We start from the raw sequence: 21,669 nt of genomic DNA on the forward strand, positions 1-21,669 counted from the left end.
CTTGACGGGCTGGGGGTGCGTTTGCACGAGACTGACGGCGAATGGTGCAGCCACCAGATCGTCGACGGTCTTGGCGGAATGATTCATGTCGGTCCAACCAATTGGCTCATCGAGTGCAATCCGGCTTCGGTTTGGCCCATTCGAGCTGAATGTCGCCGAACGCTCTCTCAGCAAAACGAACCAGATCATTCCACTTGGTGGTAGAGCCTACGACATCCTGATCGGCCTGCTCGAAAACGCCGGCGAGGTTGTCCCCAAATCCGAACTGATCGCCAAGGCATGGCCCGACGTAACGGTCGAGGAAGGGAGTCTTCGCGTCCATCTATCGGCGCTGCGCAAGGCGCTGGGCGACGGCCAGTTCGGCAACAAGTACATCGCGAACGTCCAGGGCCGCGGCTACAGCTTCATTGCGCCGGTCACGCGACTTCCGGCGGAGCGCGATCGGGGCAGTGCATCTTCGGGATTATCCAACCTGCCGCCCGCGCTGGGCCGCATGGTTGGTCGCAGCAGCGTGGTCCTTGAGATCCAGCGCTGGCTTAGGACGGAACAGCGCCTGATTACAATTCTGGGTGCCGGGGGCATAGGCAAGACCACGGTTGCCCTGTCAGTCGGGCACGGTGCGCTGGCCGACTTCTTCGGGGCGGTATTCTTTGTCGATCTTGCAACCGCAAGCGACAATGAGCAGGTCATCGGCACTGTCGCTTCCGCGGTCGGGCTCGCCCCGCAATTGGTCGATCCACGGGAGGCGTTGCTCAATTTTCTGCGCACGCGCAGAGCGCTTGTCATTCTCGATAGTTGCGAGCATCTCATCGAGAGAACCGCGGAGATCGCCGACTATATCGTCCGGAATGCCCCCGAAATCCACATCCTCGCGACCAGCAGGGAAATCTTGCGCGTTCCCGGCGAGCGCGTATTGCGTCTTTGTCCGCTGGACTGCCCGCCAGAGCAGCCGCGACCGACCGCGTCAGAGGTGCTTGCCTATCCGGCAGTACGGTTGTTCGCCGAGCGCGTCAGTGCTCGCCGCGGCAGCTTTTCGCTCAGTGACGACGAAGCTCCCCTCGTTGCCGAGATTTGCCGCAAGCTCGACGGCATTGCGCTCGCCATCGAGCTCGCCGCCGGACGGGCCGCTGTCTTCGGTGTCAGGAATACCGTGGCGAGGTTGGGTTCGCGCCTCGATCTTCTGAAGTTCGGTCGCCGGACGGCGAGTCCGCGGCATCAGACGCTCAAGGCAACGCTGGACTGGAGCCACGATCACCTGTCCAAGGTCGAACGCGTCGTGCTGCGACGTGTCGCGATCTTCATCGGGCACTTCTCATTGGAAGCGGCGTGCGCGGTTGCGGAGCAGGGCGGAATTGACCGCTCCGAGATAGAGGGCGCGATCGAAAGCCTTGTCAACAAATCGCTCGTTGTGGCGTGGCCCAGCTACCGGCGGATGCTTTACCGATTGCTCGACACTACACGCTCCTATGCCTGGGAGAAATTGGCCGAGAGCGGTGAGCATCATTCCATGGCGGCGCGCCACGCGAGCCATCTGGGCCGATCGTTGCAAGACAACCGCGGGAATCTCTTCGACCTGGAGCCCGGACAATCCCTGGCAGACGCGACACAGCACAATCTTGGAGATATCCGTGCTGCGCTCGAATGGAGCTTTGGTCCCGATGGAAACGATCGCGCGGCCACGCGAATGGCGGCGGCCGCCTCGCAATTGCTTCTGGCCAAGTCGCTTTTCATGGAATGTCGGGATTGGATGGAGAAGGCGATTGATCGGATTGCTGCGGACGACGACCCGCAGGACCAGATGGAGATTCACGCGTCGCTCGCCTTGTCGCTGATGTTCACCGCCGGCAACAGCGAAAGGGTTCGCGATGCCTTCAATACCGCGCTGACGCTCGCGGAGCAGCGCGAGGATGCCTACCAACAGCTGCGTCTTCTCAGCGGGCTGTCAATGTATCTTCATCGCACGATCGACGCGGTGGGCAGCCTTGAAGTTGCGCGACGTGCAGAGGCCGTCGCGAGCAAGACCGGAAATCCTGAGGATGCGGCGCTTGTGGATTCGATGCTGGGAGCTGCGTACTATATGCTTGCGGACCACGTTCGCGCGCCGAAATACCTCGAACGGGCCCTGCGCGGGGCGCCGGCTTCTCGTCGGTTCAACGCAACTCAATATCTGTTTGATCTGCGCACGACCTCGCTGTTCAATTTGACCCGGTCGCACTGGTTCGCCGGCAATCTCGACAGGGCCGCCAGTCATGCCAAAAGAACCATCGAGGAAGCAGAGCGATCGGACCATCCGATCGCGCTGTGTCGAGCCCTGATTTTGACGATGCCTCTTTATTTCTGGATCGACGATTTGGGACGGGCCGAGCGGAGCCTCTCTGCACTCGAGCTCACCGCCGAGAAATATTCGTTGGAGCCATTTCGCGCTGTCGCCATGGGACTGAGGGGGCGCTATCTCGTCCGCGTCGGCCAGGCGGAGGATGGCATATGCCATCTGCGGGACAGCCTGGAAAAACTGCGGGTCCTGCGATACGACATGCTTGTCACGGATTTTGTCTCCGAATTGGCCGTCGGTCTGGCAAGACAAAACGATCGCGCGGAAGCGCTGGCTCTCATCGATGGTTCGATCGCCACGCAGATTGGATCGAGGAGGCCTCTTCACCTGCCGGCGCTCTTTTTGGCGAAAGGCTCGGCCCTTGTGTGCGGAGAATTCCAACAGCGTGATCTGGCTGCGGAGTGTTTCGAGGAGGCAATGACGCTGGCACGGCAACAATCGGCGCTTTCATTCGAACTGCGGGCAGGATTGGAGCTTGCGCGGCTCTTGATTGATCGGGGTCAAGTCCAAAGAGCCCATGATCTCATCGGGCCCATTTACGGCCGTTTCACGGAGGGTTTTGGAACGCCAGATCTTCTGTCGGCGAGGCAGATCCTCAAGCAGACGATCGTTCGTGCGCGACAAACCGGATGACGCGGCGGAGCTTTCACTGCGTGGTGACGATGCCCAGGGTCTGTGCGCGTGAGACGGCCTGCGCACGCTTCTCCACACCGAGTTTGGTGAAAACGCTCTTGAGGTGCGACTTCACGGTCTCAGGACCGATATCGAGGCTTCGGGCGATTTCCTTGTTGGACAATCCATCCGCGATCAGCGTGAGAATGTCAGTTTCGCGAGGACTTAATGCGCTGAGAGTCCGTGCGCTTGAGCTCGGCGCCGCATGATCTTGTCGTGCTCGTTGCAGGCCCGAAGCGAGCCGGTCGATGTAGGGGATCATGTCCGCTTTGACGTGTCCGCCCTCGCGGGCCACCCGGAGAAGCTCGGAAACGACCGGCCCCTCGTCTAGGACGGTCTGATAGAGGCCGGCCGCCGAACACGCGGCAAGCACGCGGCGGAAGCGGCTCACAGCCTCCGCGGCCTTGCCCGCACCGAGCTGAACTGCCGACTGGCGGATCGCAATGCTGATCAGGAACTGACGGTGCTCCATGGCTTCGGCCTCGTGCTGCAATTGTTGCAGGATTGAATTGGCCTCATCGGGACGCGCTTGCTGGCCCAGCAGATGAGCGCGGGTCAATCTGTGGTACCATCCAATCTCCGACCAGGCGCTAGGCCTCGGTGCGGGGTATTTCCGTGCCAGGCGGTCGAGGCGATCGACGCAGGCGGCGGCTTCATCCAGCCGGCCATCGTTCAAATAGAGCCGCGCCTGCTCCGCGATCACGCCGGCCGAGAGCCTTCCCCAATCCCGCGCGACGCCGAGATTTTCAGCGCGCTCCAACAAGGTGCGGGCCCGCTCGAAGTTCATCCGCGCCGCGGCGACCCGGGAGATCACGAAGTAAGTGCTCCACACGCAGTCGAGCATCGTCCCCGAATTGATCAGCGGGATGCGATCGATGACCAGGGCTTCCGCCTCATCGAGCAGGCCTTGCTCGTATTTGATTCGCGCGATCAGGCTTGCAGGCAAGGCCGCCGCAACTGAATTCGGTCCGACATCCTGCTCGGCGATCCGGAAGCCCTCGCGGTAGTGCTCATCTGCCGCCGCCGGACGTATCTGCCGCTCTTCTGCGAGCCCGTTCAGGCAGTGTCGATACACCGAGGCAAAAACGTTCCTGCGATCCTCCTCTACTGAATAGGGAATCCAAGGCGTCGCATGGAATTGCTTGAGGTTGCCCGCCTTCATATGACTGAAGCGAACGACGTTGGAGGCGACGTTCGCGGTCCAGGGGTCGGATGAACGGTTCACGCAATCTTGCGCCAGGGGCAGCGGGCTCTCGCTGTCATCCTTCAGTGCGATCGCAACCGAGCGGATCGCCTGGCATTCGCACAGCAGATTGGCATCCGGCAGAGGCGTTGCAGCGATATCGCCTTCGATGTCGGTTGCGAGCTTCAGGGCTTCGTCAAAACGAAGCGCGAGCGCCAATCCCCAGGCGATCGCCAGTCGGACCTCGCACTGGCCTCGCATGAGCTCGTCAGGAAACTGCCGCTGCCATTCCAGCAAGGTGAAGAGATCGCCTCTCTTGATCAAAGCCATCGCGCAATTGTTGATCCAGCCGATCGCACGGTCAGAAGCGCCGGCCGCAATTGCGTGCTGGACCGCCTCGGTCCACAATTCGTGGGAGGCATACCAAAGAGCCGCGCGTCCGTGCAGTTGAGGAACTTCAATGCCGCGGTCCGCCTCCAGCCGCTGTCGCAGATATTCGGCAAGCAGCGTGTGATAGCGAAACCAGACACCGTCATTGTCGAGCGGCGTAAGCAGCATCTGGCGCTGGGCAAGCGACGCCAGGATTGCGCGGCTGGCGCTCAAGCCAGTCACGGCTTCGCAGAGAGGACCGGAGAGCCGGTCAAGAACAGCCGTGCGCAGCATGAAGTCGACCAGTTCGACCGGAAGCCCATCCAGCATCTCGGTCAGGTAGGCGGCAATCGGGCGCTGCGAACCCGAGAGATTGTGGACATACTCCCTCAGCCCGGTTCCGGCCTGCGAAGGCATGGACGAGATGATCCGCAGCGCGGCGGGCCACCCTTCGGTCTTGCGCTGCAGGAGTTGGACGTCGGGGATTTCTAGAACCCCGGGCTTGGTGCCGTCCAGAAATGCCTTTGTCTCCTGCGTGTCGAACCGCAGCGCTTCAGCATCGATCTCGATCAGCTGGTTCTGGGCGCGCAAGGTCGCGAGCGGCAGCGGAGGTTCGGTGCGCGTCGTCAGCACCACATGGCAGTGAGACGGTGCGTGCTTCAGAAAATACGCGACGGTCTGATGGATGCGGGGAGCGTTGACCCAGTGATAGTCCTCGAGAAACAGGTAAACATCATTCTCGATCTCCGCCAGGTCGTTGATCAGGCTCGACAGGATCGCCGTTGGGTCGATCAGATTGTTCTCGAGGATCAGCCCGATCGCGCCGGCGCCGACGTCCGGACAGGCCTGGTGCAGGGCCTGCGACACGTAAAATAGAAACCGCGTGGCCTCATCGTCGTCTGTATCGATCGTCAGCCACGCGACGGCATCGCCGTTTTGCTCGAGCGTTTCGACCCAGGTGGCCGCCAGCGAGCTCTTGCCGAAGCCTGCCGGCGCCTTGATGACGCCGAGTCGCTTCGCCGGGAGCCCGGACAAGATCGCGAGAAGCCGGGGACGTGCGACCAGCCCGCCGAATCGAGCCGGCAGGATCTTGGTCGCTAGGAATGGCAGCTGTCCTCCGCCGGGCAAGGTGCCTGTTCCACGTGTCGGATGGCTGGAGCGCGGTTGGATCAAGGGCTCCCCCTACCCACATCGGTCCTTCCCCCATTCGGGGGATGCAAACAATGGTGAAAGTGTACGATCTCTGTTAGCGAGAGGGAAGCGCCGGGCGTCGGTCGTATGCAGTCTGCATGCCGGTTGCCGCGTGCTGATCCCTTCAGATCCGCGCGCGGAGCCGAAAGAAGGCTGATGTCTATCAAGAACGCACGCTTGGGTTTCTCGCGGATCATCGAACATCCAGGAAACGCACCCAAAGCCCGTGCCAATCGCAATGACTGACGATCAGCTTCGTGGAAATCTGCTGTTTGGCCCCTTTGAGCTTTCGAGGAGGGAAAGGGTGCTTCGGCGCGATGGCATGGCGCTGCCCCTCGGCAGCAGGGCCCTCGACATCCTCATCCACCTTGTCGAGCGTCCGGGTGAGGTGATCGCAAAGCAGGAGTTGATCGATCGCGTCTGGCCGGATGTAACCGTCGAGGAGGGGAGCATCCGCGTTCACGTGGCCGCGATCCGCAAGGCGCTTGGCGACGGCCAATTCGGCAACCGCTACATCGCAAACATCAAGGGACGGGGCTACTCGTTCGTCGGCACAGTGGTCCCCCTCGGAGGCACCACGGAAGGCAGGAACGCTAGGTCTCCGCACCAGGGCAGGCTTCCGGTGCGCCCGATCACGATGATCGGGCGCGAGACGTTCGTCAGGGAGGTAAGCGACAAACTTCGAAATGACCGGTTCGTAACACTGCTCGGTCCCGGCGGCATCGGCAAGACGACCATTGCCTTGGCCATCGGCCGCGTCGCCGCCGAAGGGTTTGGCAGCGAGATCTATTTTGTCGATCTGGAAAGCCTCGCCGATCCGCACCATGTTGCTGCGGCGGTCGCGATCTCCCTGGGGCTCGCGCTCAAATCAAGAGATCCTGGCCCGGAGCTGGTCGAGCTCATTCGGTCGCGGAAACTTCTGATCATCCTCGACAGCTGCGAGCATGTGATCGAGGCGGTCGCCTCGCTTGCCGAGCAGCTCTACCAGCAAACGGAAGAGATCCACGTTCTGACCACGAGTCGGGAATTATTGAAAGTCGAGGGTGAGCATTGCTGTCGGGTTCTCCCTCTTGATTTTCCGCCAGAAGGCTCGGAACAAACGGCAAATGCGGTGCTGCGATATCCGGCAGTGCAGCTGTTCGTACGGCGTGTGGCGGCGAGGGCAGGTAGCGTCGCTCTCACCGACAAGGAAGCGCCATTTGTTGCGGAGCTGTGCCGAAAGCTGGATGGGATTCCGTTGGCAATCCAGTTGGTAGCAGGGCAGGTCGCCGCCCTTGGCCTCAAGAGCACGGTCGACCTCCTGGTGTCCCGGCTGGAATTGCTGAAACTAAGCCATCGGACGGCAGTTGCCAGACATCGAACGCTCAAGGCGACGTTGGATTGGAGCTACGATCTGCTGTCGGACGCAGAGAGGATTGTCTTTCGACGCATCGCTCCTTTCGTCGGCCATTTCACCCTGGACGGCGCGCGATCTGTCGCAGGCGAACCCGGCGTGGGAGCCGAGGAAATTTTCGACGCGGTCGCAGGCCTGGTCGAGAAGTCATTGATAGCAACCCGGATCGATGCCGCGCAGGCGCAGTATCGGTTGCTGGACACGACCCGGGCATACGCGCTCGAAAAACTGGAGGAGCACGCCGAAGTCGACATGGTCTTAGGCCGGCATGCGGAATACCTCGCCGGGCATCTCGAAACGCTGAGAGAGGCGCTGTCAGGCCTGCCAGGCGCTGAAAGAGTTGCGGCCTATTCCGACCAATTGAGCAACGTCCGTGCTGCGCTCGAATGGAGCTTCGGGCCTCAGGGCGATGCCGAGATCGCAACGCGACTGGCCGCCGTCTCCACACAGGTGTTTCTGGAGCTGTCACTGCTGATCGAATGCCAGGCATGGGCGCAACGCGCGATGGCAAGCCTGGGAAATCCGCATCGAGACTCCCGCCGCGCAATGGAAATCTCTGCATCGATACCGCTGGCCATTATGCACACGGAAGGTAACGATCAACGCGTCCGGACCGCCTTTGTGAAGGCGCTGGAGATTGCAATCGAGCGGGGAGATCTCCGCTACGAGCTGAGGATTTTGAGCGGACTTTTCACGTACTCGCACTGGACCATGGATATTCAGGGTGCGACCGACATCGCCGTCCGGAGCAAGAAACTGGCGTTGAGGACGGGGGATCACGACGACATGGCGCTGGCGGAAGCCATGCTGGCCGCCTCCGAACATCTGTTGGGAAATCACCTCGCCGCGCAGCTGCATTGCGAATCGGGCCTCCGTCACCTGGCGTCCGGACCGCGCTCCCGAACGGAACTGTATCTTTTCCACTATACGAGCTTCCTGCTCGTCGGCATGGCACGTTCTCTCCTGTACAGGGGCTTGCTCGACCAATCGCTGGACTATGCAAGGCGAGCCAGAGAGGAAGGCCAAAGGTCGGGCAACCCCGCCACGTTTTGCCGATCGGTGGCTTTGGTCCTGCCTGTGTTTCTGGCCATGGCTGACCTGAAGCAATCGGACCAGTATATCGGAGAACTGAGTGAGCTCTCCGCCGCGCATTCCCTGATGCCGTATCGCGCCATTGCGGCCGGCCTGAAGGGGCAATGGCTGCTCCTTCAGGACAACCGCATCGAGGCGATCCAATTGCTGAAACGAGCCCTGGAAGAGCTTCACGTCCAGCGTCACGAGATGCTGAATATGGATTTCACCTGCGATCTGGCCGCCGCTCTCGTGGACCTCGGTGAGAATGACGAAGCGCTGACTCTCACGGTGGATGCAATCGCGCAACAGCAGCGCGCCGGCAAATTCTTGCACATGCCCGCCCTGTTCAGGATGAAAGGCCTCATCCTGGCGTCTCGATCCGCGGAGGATCATTCCGGCGCCGAAGAAAGCCTGCTGTCGGCGATCGACTGGGCCAAACGCCAGTCCGCCACCCTGTTCGAATTGACAGCTGCGACGGACCTGGCCGGGCTGTTGCTGAAACAGGATCGCGCGCCGGAAGCTTACGAATATCTCAGCGCTAGCCTTGATCGAATGCCGGCGGGAATTTCATTTCCTGCTCGCGGCCGTGCCCTGCACATGCTCGGCCAACTCCAATCCGGAACCGACGGCGTCGGCTGAAAGGTGCGCCATCCCGCAGCCGTGCGCTGTCTGCGCAGGCGGGTTCAAGTCCTCGCATTCCGATCCAAGCCCCGACAGTGCAGTTGGGTGCACGCTGTGGGCAGAAAAGGTCACAGCCAGGGTTGAATGTCATGGGCAAGCTGGTCGCGGATATCATTGTCGAAACCCTGCAAAGTGCGGGCGTCAAACATTGTTATGGCATCGTCGGCGACACTCTCAATCTGATCGCCCGCTCGCTCGAGAAAAGCGAGATCGAGTGGATATCGATGAGGCACGAGGAGGCGGGGGCGTTCGCCGCGCAGGCGGAGGCGCAGGTCGCGGATCGCCTGACGGCGGTCGCCGGCAGCTGCGGCCCCGGAAGCCTGCATTTCATCAACGGAATTTTCGAAGCCAATCGCAACCGCGCGCCCGTCATCCTGATCGCAAGTCAGATCATTCGCGATGAATTGGGCTTCGATTTCATCCAGGAGGTCGACTTCAAGCAGGTCTACCGGGATTGCAGCGTCTTCTGCGACATGATCCATACGCCGGCGCAGGCGCGTCGCAAGACCGTGATCGCGTGCCAAACGGCTCTGGCGAAACGTGGTGTTGCCGTTCTGATCGTGCCGGCGGATATCTCTGCCTCGGTTGTGGATGACAACATCCCTTATGCCGTGCACGTCGCCAGGCCCGTCACCCGGCCGAACGATGCGGATCTTGATGAGATCGCAGACATCTTCAACAGCAGCGAAAGCGTCGTCCTGTACGGTGGTTCGGGTTGCCAGGGGGCGCATCAGGAGATTCTCGCGGTCGCCAACAGGCTGAAGGCGCCGATCGCGCATACATCGCGCGCAAAAGACTTCCTCGAGTTTGACAATCCCTACAACATCGGAATGACCGGGATGCTCGGCAACGAGGCCGGCTACCACGCCCTGCTGGACTGCGACGCGCTGTTGATGCTGGGCGCAGACTTTGCCTGGCGGCAATTTTATCCGGACAAAGCAAAGATCGTGCAGGTCGATATCGACCCGACCCATCTGGGTCGACGTCATCCGATCACGAAGGGCGTTGTCGGCGATGTGAAGGCGACGCTGGAGGCGTTGCTGCCGAAGCTCAATGAGCGCACCGACGCCTCGTTCCGAAGCGCGTATGTGAAGCGCTACGCGAAGTATCGGGAAGCGGAGCAGGCCAAGGTGGCTGCGGGCCACGATGGCACTATTCCTGGAAGCTATCTGACGCAGGTGATCAACCGCCATGCGGCAAAGGATGCGTTGTTCACGGCCGACGACGGCACCCCGGCCGCCTGGGCCTATCGCCATATCGAGGCGAACGGGCAGCGTCGCATTTTCGCCAGTCTACTTCATGGAACGATGGCCAACGGCATGCCGTCGTCGATTGGGCTCCAGACGGCGGAACCCGGCCGGCAAGTCGTGTGCATGGCAGGCGACGGCGGGATTTCGATGCTGTTCGGCGACCTGATGACGGTCGTCCAACAGGAGTTGCCCATCAAGATTGCCGTCTATGACAACGGCAAGCTTGGCTTTGTGGAGATCGAGCAGAAGGCGGAGGGCATGCTCGATACTTTTACGAAGCTGAAGAACCCGAATTTCGCCGGCGTTGCGCGTGCGCTGGGTCTGTGGGGCCAGACCGTTTCGCACGCGGACCAGCTCGAGACCGCGGTCAAGGACTGGCTGGCGCAACCGGGGCCCGCACTTCTGCACGTGCACGTCAACCCGATGCAGCTCGTCATGCCGCCATTCATGCAGGTCGAGCCTGCAATCGGGATGGCGCTTTATTCTGCTCGTGCGATCCTGCACGGCCGAGGTGGAGACGTCTGGGAGATGGTGAAGGAGAATTTCCTCTAGTCGAGGTCGCCGTCCCTCAACAGCAGTGTGGCACGCCACACTGCATGAGATTGGCCAAGCATTGCCGTCATGGGTCGATCGAGATTGCCGAAATTCCCGGAGCCATTGGCCTTGCCCATGGTAAGGTATTTTGCTGTCGTCGGGGACTCACGGACAGGATGGCATTTTTCGGAAGAAGATTGAAAGTCGGGGCTGTTCTTCCAGCCTCGTCTCTCGTCTTTCTGCTGAACTCACATCCAGCATGCGCACGTTTGTACAATACCAGCAGGCATGGGCAGTTATGCTCGGGGGATCACGTCGAAATGCCGGGGCGGGCTCCAGACGCCGTAAACCGAGACGTTGCGCAGGCAAATCGTAGGCGGAAGAGATGGGCAAAGCTTCGGTGCATTGACGATGAAGATTCTCGCGACGCTCCCGACGAAGGGCCGGGATCTCCGGCTGGACCTGTTCCGAGGTGTGGCAAATTGGGGAATCTTCCTCGACCATATCCCCAACAACATCGTGAACTGGCTGACAACGCGGAACTACGGCTTCAGCGATGCGGCGGATCTCTTCATCTTTATCTCCGGCTACACGGTCTCCTTTGTCTTTGCACGGATGATGCTCGAACGCGGGTTTATCATCGGCGCGACGAGGCTTCTGAAGCGGGTCTGGCAGATCTACGTCGCCCACGTTTTCCTTTTCGTGCTCTACCTCGCTGAAATCGGATATGTCGCACAGAGGTCCGGTAACTCCGGCTTTACCGATGACTTCAACATCCGGGGCTTTCTGGCAAATCCGGCGCAGTTCCTGTTCGAGGGGCTGATACTGCGCTTCAAGCCGGTGAACATGGATGTGCTGCCGCTTTACATCGTGCTGATGGGCGTCTTCCCGCCGATACTCTGGCTGATGCTGCGCAGGCCCAACATGACCCTGGCCGCTTCGGGGGTGCTCTATTTGGCAGCCAGGCACTTCGGCTGGAATCTTTCGGCCTATCCAACTGGCCTCTGGTACTTCAATCCATTCGCATGGCAATTTCTGTTCACGTTCGGGGCCTGGTTTGCGCTAGGTGGATCGGCGCAGGCAATGCCGTTCATCCGGTCGCGTACCGCGTTGGTGCTCGGCACCGCCTACCTTCTGTTCGCTCTGGTGATGACAATGGCTGCCCGGTTCGACGAACTGCGGTCACTGATCCCGCCGGGGATCTACAGCGCCTTCAATCCGAACGACAAGACCAACCTCGCGCCTTATCGCCTGCTGCACTTCGTCGTATTCGCGTTCTTTGTCGTTCGTCTGCTGCCACGCGATTGGCCTGGGCTGGAATGGGCGATCTTTCGGCCGGCAATCAAATGCGGTCAGCAGTCGCTCGAAGTCTTTTGCTCCGGGATATTCCTGTCCTTTGCCGCACATGTCGTGTTGGTCGAGATCTCCGGCGCCATCTGGATGCAGATTGTGGTCAGCATTGCCGGCATCCTGATGATGACCGCGCTGGCATACTACCGATCCTGGTCGAAGAACGCTGACAAAGCACCGAAGGCCAAGCCGGTCGTCGCAGTGGCAGGCTAACGGGCTCCTTGGGGCTACGTCGCGCAACGATACCGGCGGACATCACGCGGCCTATTCTGCCCTGATGTCGCTTGGCGCCTTGTTCGTCCAGCGATGGAACGCGCGACGGAAATTGGCGGCATCGCTGAACCCGAGCGCCAAGGCGATGTCGTCGTTCGAAAGCCTGGTCGTGCGGAGATACTTCACCGCAATCTGGGTGCGGAGCTCGTCCAGCAGGCCGCGATAGGACAGACCCTGCTGCCGAAGCTTGCGACGCAGGGAGCGGTCGTTCATGCCGAGAAGCCTCGCCGCCGCCGAGGAAGTTGGCGGGTTGGCAATATCCGCCAGCAGGAGTTCGCGAATCTTTCCGGCGATGCCGATTCGCAACGTCAAATCGTCGAGCAGGTCGTCGCATAGCGCGACGATCGACGGATAGGTGGTCTTGTTGCCGAGACTTGCCTCCTGCTCCAGCCATGTGGAGCGGAAAACGATCTTGTTCGCGGGTCTCGCAAAGCCAATGCGACATCGCAGTTCGTCTTTCGGAAAGCCGCCGCCTCCAACATCCGGGTAGGCGAGGCAGATCTCGTCCGGAGCGAACGCGGGACCCATGACATCGCGCATCAGCGAGATGTGTATTCCGATCTGCATCTCGGTGATGAACCGGTATAGCGCGAGGTCCGTCGTGGCGTGCAGATGAGGTTCGATGGACCAGATGGCGGATCCGTTCTCCTCGCTGAAGCTGATCGCAGCCAAGGGCGCGGCAAGCATGTGGTACCGCATCGCGAACTGCATCGTCCGGCGAAAGTCGGGACAGCACAGGATGGCAAAACCGTACATCCCGTAGGTCGAGATATGAATGGATGCGCCGATCCGATAGGCGAGGTGGGGATCCCTCGAGAGCCGGACAGCATTCTTGCAGGCTGTCAGCAATTGCTTGAGCGAGATCCGGGCTTTCGAGGAATATACCTCCTTCGCCGGCAGATTGACGTTCTTCAATATCTCGCTGGCCGGGTGGCCCTGGCTCAACATCATGTCGAACAGCGCGGCAAGCTTGGTCGTCTCGTATATGCGTTCGCTTAAGCCAACGATCGGCGATCCCTTCGCTCCGTCCGAGTGCGGTGGTGACGACGGGGAAGAATGATGTTGCCGAATTTTTTGCAATCAGATCCGCCTTTGTAACGGAGCATCCGAGATGGGCGCGCTCCCGTTCACCCTCCAGCCCGTGGACTCGGCAACGATAGCAGCTTTTTGGATCATCAGAAGCAAGGCCGGATTCGCAACGCCTCAGCTGGATGCCGCGTCGCCGCAAATCGCGAAATGAGCAGCTTTATTCAAGAACGAATGCCGGAGTGGTCTTAACCTGTCCGTTCTGGACCCCGTTGATGTCCGTTTCGGACCTTCACAAATACCACGCGTCAAGCGACGGTCGGTGTCCACGTCGGGTGATGAAATCGTCGTGTGAGAGACGACCGGCCGAGGCGATCCGCAGGTCATAATTGCGGACGTCGCGAGGAGCCGGGGGAGAGGCAACGTTTCGAGGGAGGCCGCCATGGTGGGAAGGCTGATCCAGACCGCCAAATCCGCCTATCGATATCCTCTGATCCTCAAGCAGTTGTGGCATACCCCGCTGTTGCAATCGCCCGAGCAGGAGATCGTCTATCGCGATCGAACGCGTTTCACCTATCGCCAGCTCGGAGAGCGCATCGCGCGCCTCGCTTCCGCGCTGAAGGGGCTCGGTGTCGAGCCCGGCGACACGGTCGGCGTTCTCGACTGGGACAGTAACAGGTTTCTTGAGTCCTTCTTCGCGATCCCGATGATGGGGGCGGTGTTGCAGACGGTCAACGTGCGGCTCTCGCCCGACCAGGTCGCCTATACGATCAATCACGCCGGTGCGTCCACGCTGCTCGTCAACGACGAGTTCGTCGGCTTGCTGGAAGGCATCAGGCCGCAGCTCACGAAGGTCATGACACTCGTCGTGATGTCGGATCGTCCTCGTCCCGAGACCGGAAGCCTGTCGTTTGCCGGCGAGTACGAAAGCCTGCTCGCCGAAGCGTCGCCCACCTATGATTTTCCGGATTTCGACGAGGACACGCAGGCGACGACCTTCTACACCACCGGAACGACCGGCTTGCCCAAGGGGGTCTATTACAGCCATCGGCAGCTCGTGCTGCATTCGCTGGGCGAGCTGGCATTCTTCGGAATCGCGAGCCAGCAGGGCCGGTTCTCGCGCGACGACGTGTATATGCCAATCACGCCCATGTTCCATGTGCACGCCTGGGGCTTTCCCTGGGCTGCAACGTTGGCCGGCGTCAAGCAGGTTTACCCCGGGCGCTACGACCCGGCGATGCTCGTCAAGCTGATCAAGAGCGAGGGCGTCACGTTCACCCACGGCGTCCCGACGATCCTGCAAATGCTGCTGAACGCCGCCGCGGCGGCGAAGACAGACCTTGCGGGCCTGAAGATGGTGATCGGCGGCTCGGCGTTGCCGAAGGCGCTGGCAAAGCAGGCGCTCGCCGCGGGCATCGACATCTTTGCTGGCTACGGCATGTCGGAGACCGGCCCGATCGCCGCGGTGGCCCATGTCATGTCGCGCGACCTGAGCGGCGATCACGACCAGGAGGTGGAGTTCCGGACCAAGGCGGGCATGGCGGCGCCGCTGGTCGATTTGCGCATCGTCGATGAGGACATGAACGATGTCCCCCATGACGGCAAGTCGTCCGGAGAGATCGTGCTACGCTCGCCCTGGCTGACGCAGGGCTACTACAACAATCCCGAGGGCTCGGAGGAGCTGTGGGCCGGCGGCTACCTGCACACCAACGACATCGCGGTGGTGAGCCCGGGCGGCTACGTCCATATCACCGATCGCCTCAAGGACGTCATCAAGACCGGTGGTGAGTGGGTGTCTTCGTTGCAGATCGAAGACCTGATCACCCAATGCCCGGGCGTGGGGGAAGCGGCCGTCATCGGCGTCAAGGATGACCGCTGGGGCGAGCGACCGCTTGCGCTCGTCGTCAAGAAACCGGCGGAGACGAATGGTGTCACCGATACGATCGTGAAAGATCATCTCAAAGTGTTCGCCGACAAGGGCGTCATCTCGCGATACGGAATCCCCGGGAAGATCCTCTTCATCGACAGCATCCCCAAGACCAGCGTCGGCAAGATCAACAAGAAGGAGCTGCGCAAGCTCTACGGCGACGTGTAGCCGTTCGATCGCGGTTGGCGATGAAATATCGAAGGAGGAAAATGTGAGCAACCTCACCCTTGCCGGTTTGAGCGAGCGAGTTGGAACGGAGCTTGGCCTGTCCGAATGGGCCACGATAGATCAGGCGCGCATCGATGCGTTCGCCTCCTGCACCGGCGACCATCAGTGGATTCATGTCGATGTCGAACGGGCGCGGCGTGAGAGTCCCTTCCGCGGTCCGGTCGCACACGGCTATCTGGCGCTGGCGATGGTGGCGCCGCTGTCGATGCAGGTCGGCGTCATCCCGGTCGACGCGGCAGCCGGCCTGAACTACGGCCTCGACAAGGTGCGCTTCCTCGCGCCGGTGCCGGCGGGCGCGCGGGTCAGGCTGCGTGTCGTTCTTGCCGGTATCGAGCCGAAGGAACGTGGGCAGGTGGTCATGAAGACCCAGAACACGCTGGAAGTGGAGGGATCGGAAAAGCCCGCGCTGATTGCCGAGACGCTGGCACTGCTGATTCCCGCGACGGAAGCGAGACGATCATGAGCACGGAAAATCCGGGCCCGACATCGTCGCGCGCAGAAATCTCCGAGGAGGCATCCAGGAATACGCTGGCGCTCAATCCCCTCGTCGCCATCCAGGGCCAGGATCTGCTCGACAGCGCCGGAATCCTGTTCAAGGCGGTCATCAACGAGCCGAAGGTCGCAACGGAACAGTGGCTCGCCTTCGTCGGCGAGCTAGGCTCGATTGTCGCCGGCAAGTCTGAGCGCGCGCCAAAGGCCGGCGACAAGCGGTTCTCGGACCCGACATGGAAGGAGAGCTCGCTGCACAACGGCCTGCTCAAGGCCTATCTGGCGTGGGGCGAGGCCGTCAATGGCCTTGTCGACAAGACCAGCCTCAGCGATATCGACAAGGCGCGCGCGCACCTCGTCACCGAGATCCTGATCGATGCCGTCGCGCCGACCAACGCGATGCTCACCAATCCGGCCGCAGTGCGCAAGTTCATCGACAGCGGCGGACAAAGTCTCTGGCACGGATTGAAGAATTACTTCGATGACCTGACCCACAATCGCGGCATGCCGTCGATGGTGGACACCAGTGCGTTCAAGGTTGGCGAGAATCTTGCGGTCACACCGGGCGCGGTCGTGCTGCGCAACGAACTGCTCGAGCTGATCCAGTACACGCCGATGACGGCGACCGTCCGGAAGCGGCCGCTGCTGGTGACCCCGCCGCAGATCAACAAGTACTACGCGCTCGATCTCTCTCCGGATAAGAGTCTGATGAGATTTCTGCTCGATAGTGGCATACAGACCTTCGCCATCAGTTGGCGTAATCCGACCGAGGCGCATCGCGACTGGGGCCTGGACACCTATGTGGCGGCGCTCGACGAGGCCGTCCACGCGGTGCGCGAGATCTCCGGCAGTGAAGACATCACTATGATGGGGTCCTGCTCCGGCGGCATCACATCGACGGCCTATTTTGCGACTCTCGGCAGCGCGGCCGAGAAGAAGATCAAGAACCTGGTGCTGGCGGTTTGCTTGCTGGATCCCAACTCGGCCGAAGAAAGCGGCTTCGGCTGCCTGATGACGCCGGAAACGATGCGCGCAGCCAAGGAGATGTCACGGCTGCGCGGCATCGTCGACGGCCATGACCTGGCGCGGATGTTCGCCTGGATGCGGCCCAACGATTTGATCTGGAACTATTGGGTGAACAATTATCTGCTCGGCAACCAGCCGCCGGCCTTCGATATCCTCTACTGGAACGCCGATACGACGCGGCTGCCGGCGGGGCTGCATGGCGACTATCTCGACTTGTATTTCAGCAACCCGTTCGTGAATGCCGGCAAGCTCACGCTCAACGACAAGACCGTGGATATGAGCAAGGTGAAGGCCGACTGCTATGTCGTCGCTGGCGTCACCGACCACATCACGCCCTGGAAGGGGGTCTACAAGACGGCTCAGATCATGGGCGAGGGCACCACCTTCGTGCTTTCGAACAGCGGACATTTGCAAAGCCTGCTGAATCCGCCCACCAATCCAAAGGCGTCCTTCATGATCGGACCGGTCGGCGCCGGTACCCCCGACGCGTTCCAGGCTTCGGCCGAGAAGCGGAAGGGGAGCTGGTGGCTCGATTGGCGCGATTGGCTGCATGTCCGCTCGGGTGAGGAGGTGGCGGCGCCTGCGTCGCTCGGCAGTGTGCATCACCCAACCCTTGGCACGGCCCCGGGGACCTACGTCTTTGAATGACAATCTCACCAGCGGGAAAAAAGCCGAATCGGTTGTCATCGTTACGCCGGGAACGATCGAGGTCCGGCAGATCACGATCGACGGACAACTGCTTCAGGTCGCGGTCAAGCATGGCAGCGGCCACGGGCCGCCGCTGTTGCTGTTCAACGGGATCGGCGCCAATTGGGAATTAGCGCGGCCGTTCCTCGAAGCGCTAACGAGCACGACCACAGTCATCTTTGACGTGCCCGGCGTCGGCGGTTCGCCAAGGCCGCTGTTGCCATATCGCCCGTCGACGCTGGCACGCCTTGCTGCTGGCCTCGCTGCGGAGCTTGGTTATGCAGAGGTTGATGCCGCCGGCGTGTCCTGGGGCGGGGCAATCGCGCAGCAATTCGCGCATCAATACCCAACACTGTGCCGGCGGCTGGTGCTCGCCGCGACGGCGCCCGGTTTCACCATGGTGCCGGCAAGCCCCTCGGTGTTGTGGAAGATGGCGACGCCCCGCCGCTACACCGACAAGGACTACATGAACAGGATCGCGGCGGACATCTACGGTGGTGCGTTTCGCGACGACCCGTCATTGATCGGCCGGCATGCGACCGCGATGCATGGCACGCGCAATCTGGGTTATCTGTATCAGCTTCTCGCCATGGCCGGCTGGACCAGCCTGCCATGGCTGTGGGCGCTGCCGCAGCCGACGCTCGTGCTGATGGGCAGCGACGATCCTCTTGTGCGTCCGATCAATGGTCACATCCTCGCAAGCCTGATCCCGAACGCCGAGCTCCGCATGATCGATGATGGGCACCTGTTCCTGGTGACGCGGCCTGCAGAAACGGCAGCGCTGATCGAGGCATTCCTGGCCGATGAGAGCAGGCAGGCCGAGCCGTCATCCCTGCTGTCGCGAACGGCCAGTTACGTCAAGAACCTCGTTCCGGCGTCCGAGGGTGGACGCCGCCAGTCCTGAGCATAACCACAAGGGAGGATATCATGACGGACGCGACCTCATACATCGACATGCTGAGGAAATTCGGCAGCGATCTCGGCCTGCCGAAGCTGAAAGTCGACGAGTTGCTCCAGACCCAGAAGAAGAACATCGACGCCCTCAGTGAAAGCACGAAGGTGGCCGCGGAAGGCGCGCAATCGGTGGCGCAGAAGCAGCGCGAGGTGCTGGAGGCGGGATTGCGGGAGGCGGAGACGCTCGCACGCGAATATAAGCCGCTCGGCAAGGTTCACGAGAACATTGCGTTGCAGACCGAATTCGCCAGGAAGGTGTTCGAGATCACGGTGCAGGGCGCGCAGGAGAGCGCATCGGCCGCGAGACAGTCGACCACGGACGCGGTGAAGATCATCCACGATCGCGTCAAGGAGAGCCTCGAGGAGATCCGCGCCAGCGTTGGTCCGAACAAATCGGCCTGATAACGCTGCCGGGCAAGTGACGACGAGAGCGGAGGGAGGACACCATGGCGAATCCGCAGGCGACACGGGCTGGAAGGCCGGACTATGCGCCGCCGCCGGTCGAAGGTGATTTCTACCGGATCGCGGCCGTACTGAACGACAGCGAGCGGGCATTGCTCAAAAATGTTCGCGAGTTTACGGAGAGCGTGATCGCACCGGTGATCGAGGATTATTGGAGCCGCGATGCATTTCCCTTCGAGATCATCCCGAAGATGGCGGACGTCGGTATCGGAGGGGTGGGCTATCAGGGATACGGCGCCGCCGGCGGCAGCTGGCTGCTGAACGGCCTTGTCTCGATGGAGCTCGCGCGCGTCGACGCGTCGGTTGCGACGTTCTGGGGCGTGCATACCGGGCTGTCGGCAGGCTCGATCTATCTGTGCGGCGACGAGACGCAGAAGCAGCGCTGGCTGCCGTCCATGATGCGTTTCGAGAAGATCGGCTCGTTCGGCCTGACCGAGCCGCTCGTCGGCTCCGCAACATCGGGAGGGATGACGACGATTTGCCGGCGCGAGGGCGATGTCTGGATCCTCAATGGCCAGAAGAAGTGGATCGGCAACGCCACCTTCGCCGACATCAATGTGATCTGGGCGCGCGAGGAGGACACGAACCAGGTCAAGGGTTTCGTCGTCGAGAAGGACAATCCCGGATTCGCGGTCGAGAAGATCAAGACCAAGATGGCGCTCCGCGTCGTGCAGAATGGGCTGATCACCTTGACGGACTGCCGCGTGCCGGAGGCCGATCGCCTCCAGAATGCCAACACGTTCAAGGACACCGCCAAGGTGCTGCGGATGACCCGCACCGGAGTGGCGTGGTTCGCCGTGGGCTGCCAGATGGGAGCCTACGAGCACGCGCTGCGTTACGCGACGCAGCGGAAGCAATTCGGCAAGCCGATCGGCGGCTTCCAGCTCGTGCAGGACCTGCTGGTGCGCATGCTCGGCAACGTCACTGCGACCCAGGCAATGATGCTGCGGCTCGCCCAGCTTCAGGACGAAGGCGTGATGCAGGACGAGCATGCGTCGCTGGCCAAGGCGTTCTGCACCGTCAAGTGCCGCGAGACCGTCGGCTACGCACGCGAGCTGCTCGGCGGCAACGGCATCCTGCTGGAGAACCACATCGGGAGATTCGTGGCCGACGCCGAAGCGATCTATTCCTACGAAGGAACCAGGGAGATGAACACGCTGATCGTCGGCAAGTCCATTACCGGACTGAGCGCCTTCGTCTGAAGCGTCAGAAATTCGCAACCGTCTTCAACCCGAACACCAATGCGTTGGGATTGGTGGTGGTGCCGCCGGGATTGATCACGTATTGGATGTTCGGCCGTACCTGGAGGCCGGCGAGCGGCCGGTAGGTGTAGTAGAACTCCAGGCTGTATTCGTTGCTCTGGACCGCGACTGGACCGAGGCCAGCCAGATTTTGCAGCTCTTCCGACCAGGCGACGCGGCTGTTGACGTGGGTCGTGCCGACCGCGAATCCGATGTCATCCTCGGGCCGGGACTGGAATGGGCCGGTGTAGGTCAGACCGCCTGCGATTTGATAATCGGTGGTCGACGTCCGGCGGTCGGCCATCGTCGCGTTCAAGAACAGGCTTAGCGTCCCCGCGGAATTGACTTGCGACGGGCGTATCACCTGCTGAAGGAAATTGACGTAGATGCCGTAACGCCCGCGGCTCTGGAGCAGCGGCTGTCCCGAGAGGATCGCCGGGTTGCCGTTGATGTCGGTGACCACATCGGGGGCGGTCGATGTGTCATACCAGCCGCCGAACTTGTAGCTGCCTTGGAGGTTGCCGAACTTCGGCAACCATCCGAGCTCCGCCGGAATGAGAAGGCCCGTGGATCCCGAATAGAACACCGGAAGAGCTGATTGCTGTACCTTCAGGTAATTGGGATTGGCGTCGAACACACCGAACTGAAAATAGCCGAAGCCCTGCAAGTTGAACTTCAGCCTCGTGGCCCATTGGCTGACCGGCCAATTGTAGATGTAATTGCCGACGAGGTTGCCGGGCTGCGCGCCGCAGAAGGTCAGGTTCTGGAAATCGCACGAGAACGCTGCAAAATCCTCGCCGAAGGTGATCCGCCCGATCTTCCAGTCGACCGCGCCGTCGATGAACTTCTGATCGTACCAGAATTGCGTGAGCCGCAGCGTCTGGCCGCGCCCGAACACCTCCTGCACCTGCTGGAGTGTGCCGAGGCGTGCGTCATCGCTTAAATTGCTGCCGTTGCGGTCCGTCCATGTGACCTGAATCGTGCCGCCGGGCACGACACCGAGCTTGGTCAGATCGAACGTCGTGCCAAAGGTCCATTGATCGGTGTACGCCGCCTGGCGCCGGTCGCCGCCCGTTGCATTGCCGGCGATCTCGCTGGTGTAGCCGAACTGGAAATCGATGCCCGCATCCAACAGCCGGGTTCTCGCGCCGTTCCAGTCGCCGAACAGCCAGGGCACCGGTGCCACAGCCGGGCTGGCCGTACCGCCGGGAATCGTCAGGTCGGCGGCATAGGCGGCGCCGCCATCTGCACAGGCTGACATCCCCGCAAGACCCAGCCAAAGGCATAGCGCCGTTGGATGCTTCGCTCGATTACTGGATGACGCAAT

13 protein-coding genes are annotated in these 21,669 nt (G+C 61.4%); 10 read left to right on the forward strand and 3 right to left on the reverse strand.

All coding sequences use genetic code 11. The features are described from left to right. Positions 1-85: 85 nt before the first annotated feature. Entirely contained in the window at positions 86-2,965 is a 2,880-nt protein-coding gene (locus tag UB31_RS26985) for an ATP-binding protein (RefSeq protein ID WP_045013062.1), read from the forward strand. 13 nt (positions 2,966-2,978) lie between these two features. On the opposite strand, the gene UB31_RS26990 is transcribed toward UB31_RS26985, so the two are convergent. Further along, positions 2,979-5,729 carry a winged helix-turn-helix domain-containing protein gene (locus tag UB31_RS26990; RefSeq protein ID WP_197090861.1) on the reverse strand — a complete coding sequence of 917 codons (2,751 nt, stop codon included), beginning with the start codon at positions 5,727-5,729 and terminating at the stop codon, positions 2,979-2,981. Positions 5,730-5,985: 256 nt separating this feature from the next. Here UB31_RS26990 and UB31_RS26995 point away from each other — a divergent pair, with 256 nt between their 5' ends. The 3 genes from UB31_RS26995 to UB31_RS27005 all read left to right on the forward strand — a co-directional run bounded on the left by UB31_RS26995 (position 5,986) and on the right by UB31_RS27005 (position 12,242). Next, positions 5,986-8,853, forward strand: coding sequence for an ATP-binding protein (locus tag UB31_RS26995; RefSeq protein WP_050044843.1), 2,868 nt, complete (start codon positions 5,986-5,988; stop codon positions 8,851-8,853). A 131-nt stretch (positions 8,854-8,984) separates the two neighbouring features. After that, positions 8,985-10,697 (forward strand): thiamine pyrophosphate-dependent enzyme, encoded by a 1,713-nt coding sequence (locus tag UB31_RS27000; protein WP_045013064.1) that lies wholly within the window; start codon positions 8,985-8,987, stop codon positions 10,695-10,697. A gap of 393 nt (positions 10,698-11,090) precedes the next feature. Continuing rightward, on the forward strand, positions 11,091-12,242 hold the full coding sequence (locus UB31_RS27005) for an OpgC domain-containing protein (protein WP_045013065.1): 1,152 nt from the start codon (positions 11,091-11,093) through the stop codon (positions 12,240-12,242). A 51-nt stretch (positions 12,243-12,293) separates the two neighbouring features. On the opposite strand, the gene UB31_RS27010 is transcribed toward UB31_RS27005, so the two are convergent. Further along, the gene (locus UB31_RS27010) at positions 12,294-13,253 is read right to left on the reverse strand and encodes an AraC family transcriptional regulator (RefSeq protein ID WP_045013066.1); all 960 of its coding nucleotides are present in this window, start codon (positions 13,251-13,253) and stop codon (positions 12,294-12,296) included. 517 nt (positions 13,254-13,770) lie between these two features. Between UB31_RS27010 and UB31_RS27015 the strand changes: the two genes are divergently transcribed. From UB31_RS27015 to UB31_RS27040, 6 genes are read left to right on the forward strand one after another with little or no spacing between them, the layout of a single operon-like run. Beyond that, positions 13,771-15,423, forward strand: coding sequence for a fatty acid--CoA ligase (locus UB31_RS27015; protein ID WP_082078641.1), 1,653 nt, complete (start codon positions 13,771-13,773; stop codon positions 15,421-15,423). Positions 15,424-15,466: 43 nt separating this feature from the next. After that, on the forward strand, positions 15,467-15,946 hold the full coding sequence (locus UB31_RS27020; protein WP_082078642.1) for a MaoC family dehydratase: 480 nt from the start codon (positions 15,467-15,469) through the stop codon (positions 15,944-15,946). Then, positions 15,943-17,646, forward strand: a complete 1,704-nt coding sequence (locus UB31_RS27025) for an alpha/beta fold hydrolase (protein WP_045013068.1) — start codon at positions 15,943-15,945, stop codon at positions 17,644-17,646. The genes UB31_RS27020 and UB31_RS27025 overlap by 4 nt, the downstream gene beginning before the upstream one ends. Continuing rightward, complete coding sequence (gene phaZ / locus UB31_RS27030) at positions 17,639-18,589, forward strand: poly(3-hydroxyalkanoate) depolymerase (RefSeq protein ID WP_245306067.1); 951 nt, start codon at positions 17,639-17,641, stop codon at positions 18,587-18,589. The genes UB31_RS27025 and phaZ overlap by 8 nt, the downstream gene beginning before the upstream one ends. Positions 18,590-18,612: 23 nt before the next feature. Next, positions 18,613-19,041: a phasin family protein gene (locus UB31_RS27035; RefSeq protein ID WP_045013069.1), complete on the forward strand. Its 429-nt coding sequence runs from the start codon at positions 18,613-18,615 to the stop codon at positions 19,039-19,041. Between the two features lie 44 nt (positions 19,042-19,085). Then, on the forward strand, positions 19,086-20,303 hold the full coding sequence (locus tag UB31_RS27040; RefSeq protein WP_045013070.1) for an acyl-CoA dehydrogenase family protein: 1,218 nt from the start codon (positions 19,086-19,088) through the stop codon (positions 20,301-20,303). Positions 20,304-20,307: 4 nt separating this feature from the next. On the opposite strand, the gene UB31_RS27045 is transcribed toward UB31_RS27040, so the two are convergent. After that, on the reverse strand, positions 20,308-21,603 hold the full coding sequence (locus tag UB31_RS27045; protein ID WP_045013071.1) for a carbohydrate porin: 1,296 nt from the start codon (positions 21,601-21,603) through the stop codon (positions 20,308-20,310). Positions 21,604-21,669: the final 66 nt, after the last annotated feature.

This window comes from Bradyrhizobium sp. LTSP849 (assembly GCF_000938255.1).
GTDB lineage: Bacteria > Pseudomonadota > Alphaproteobacteria > Rhizobiales > Xanthobacteraceae > Bradyrhizobium.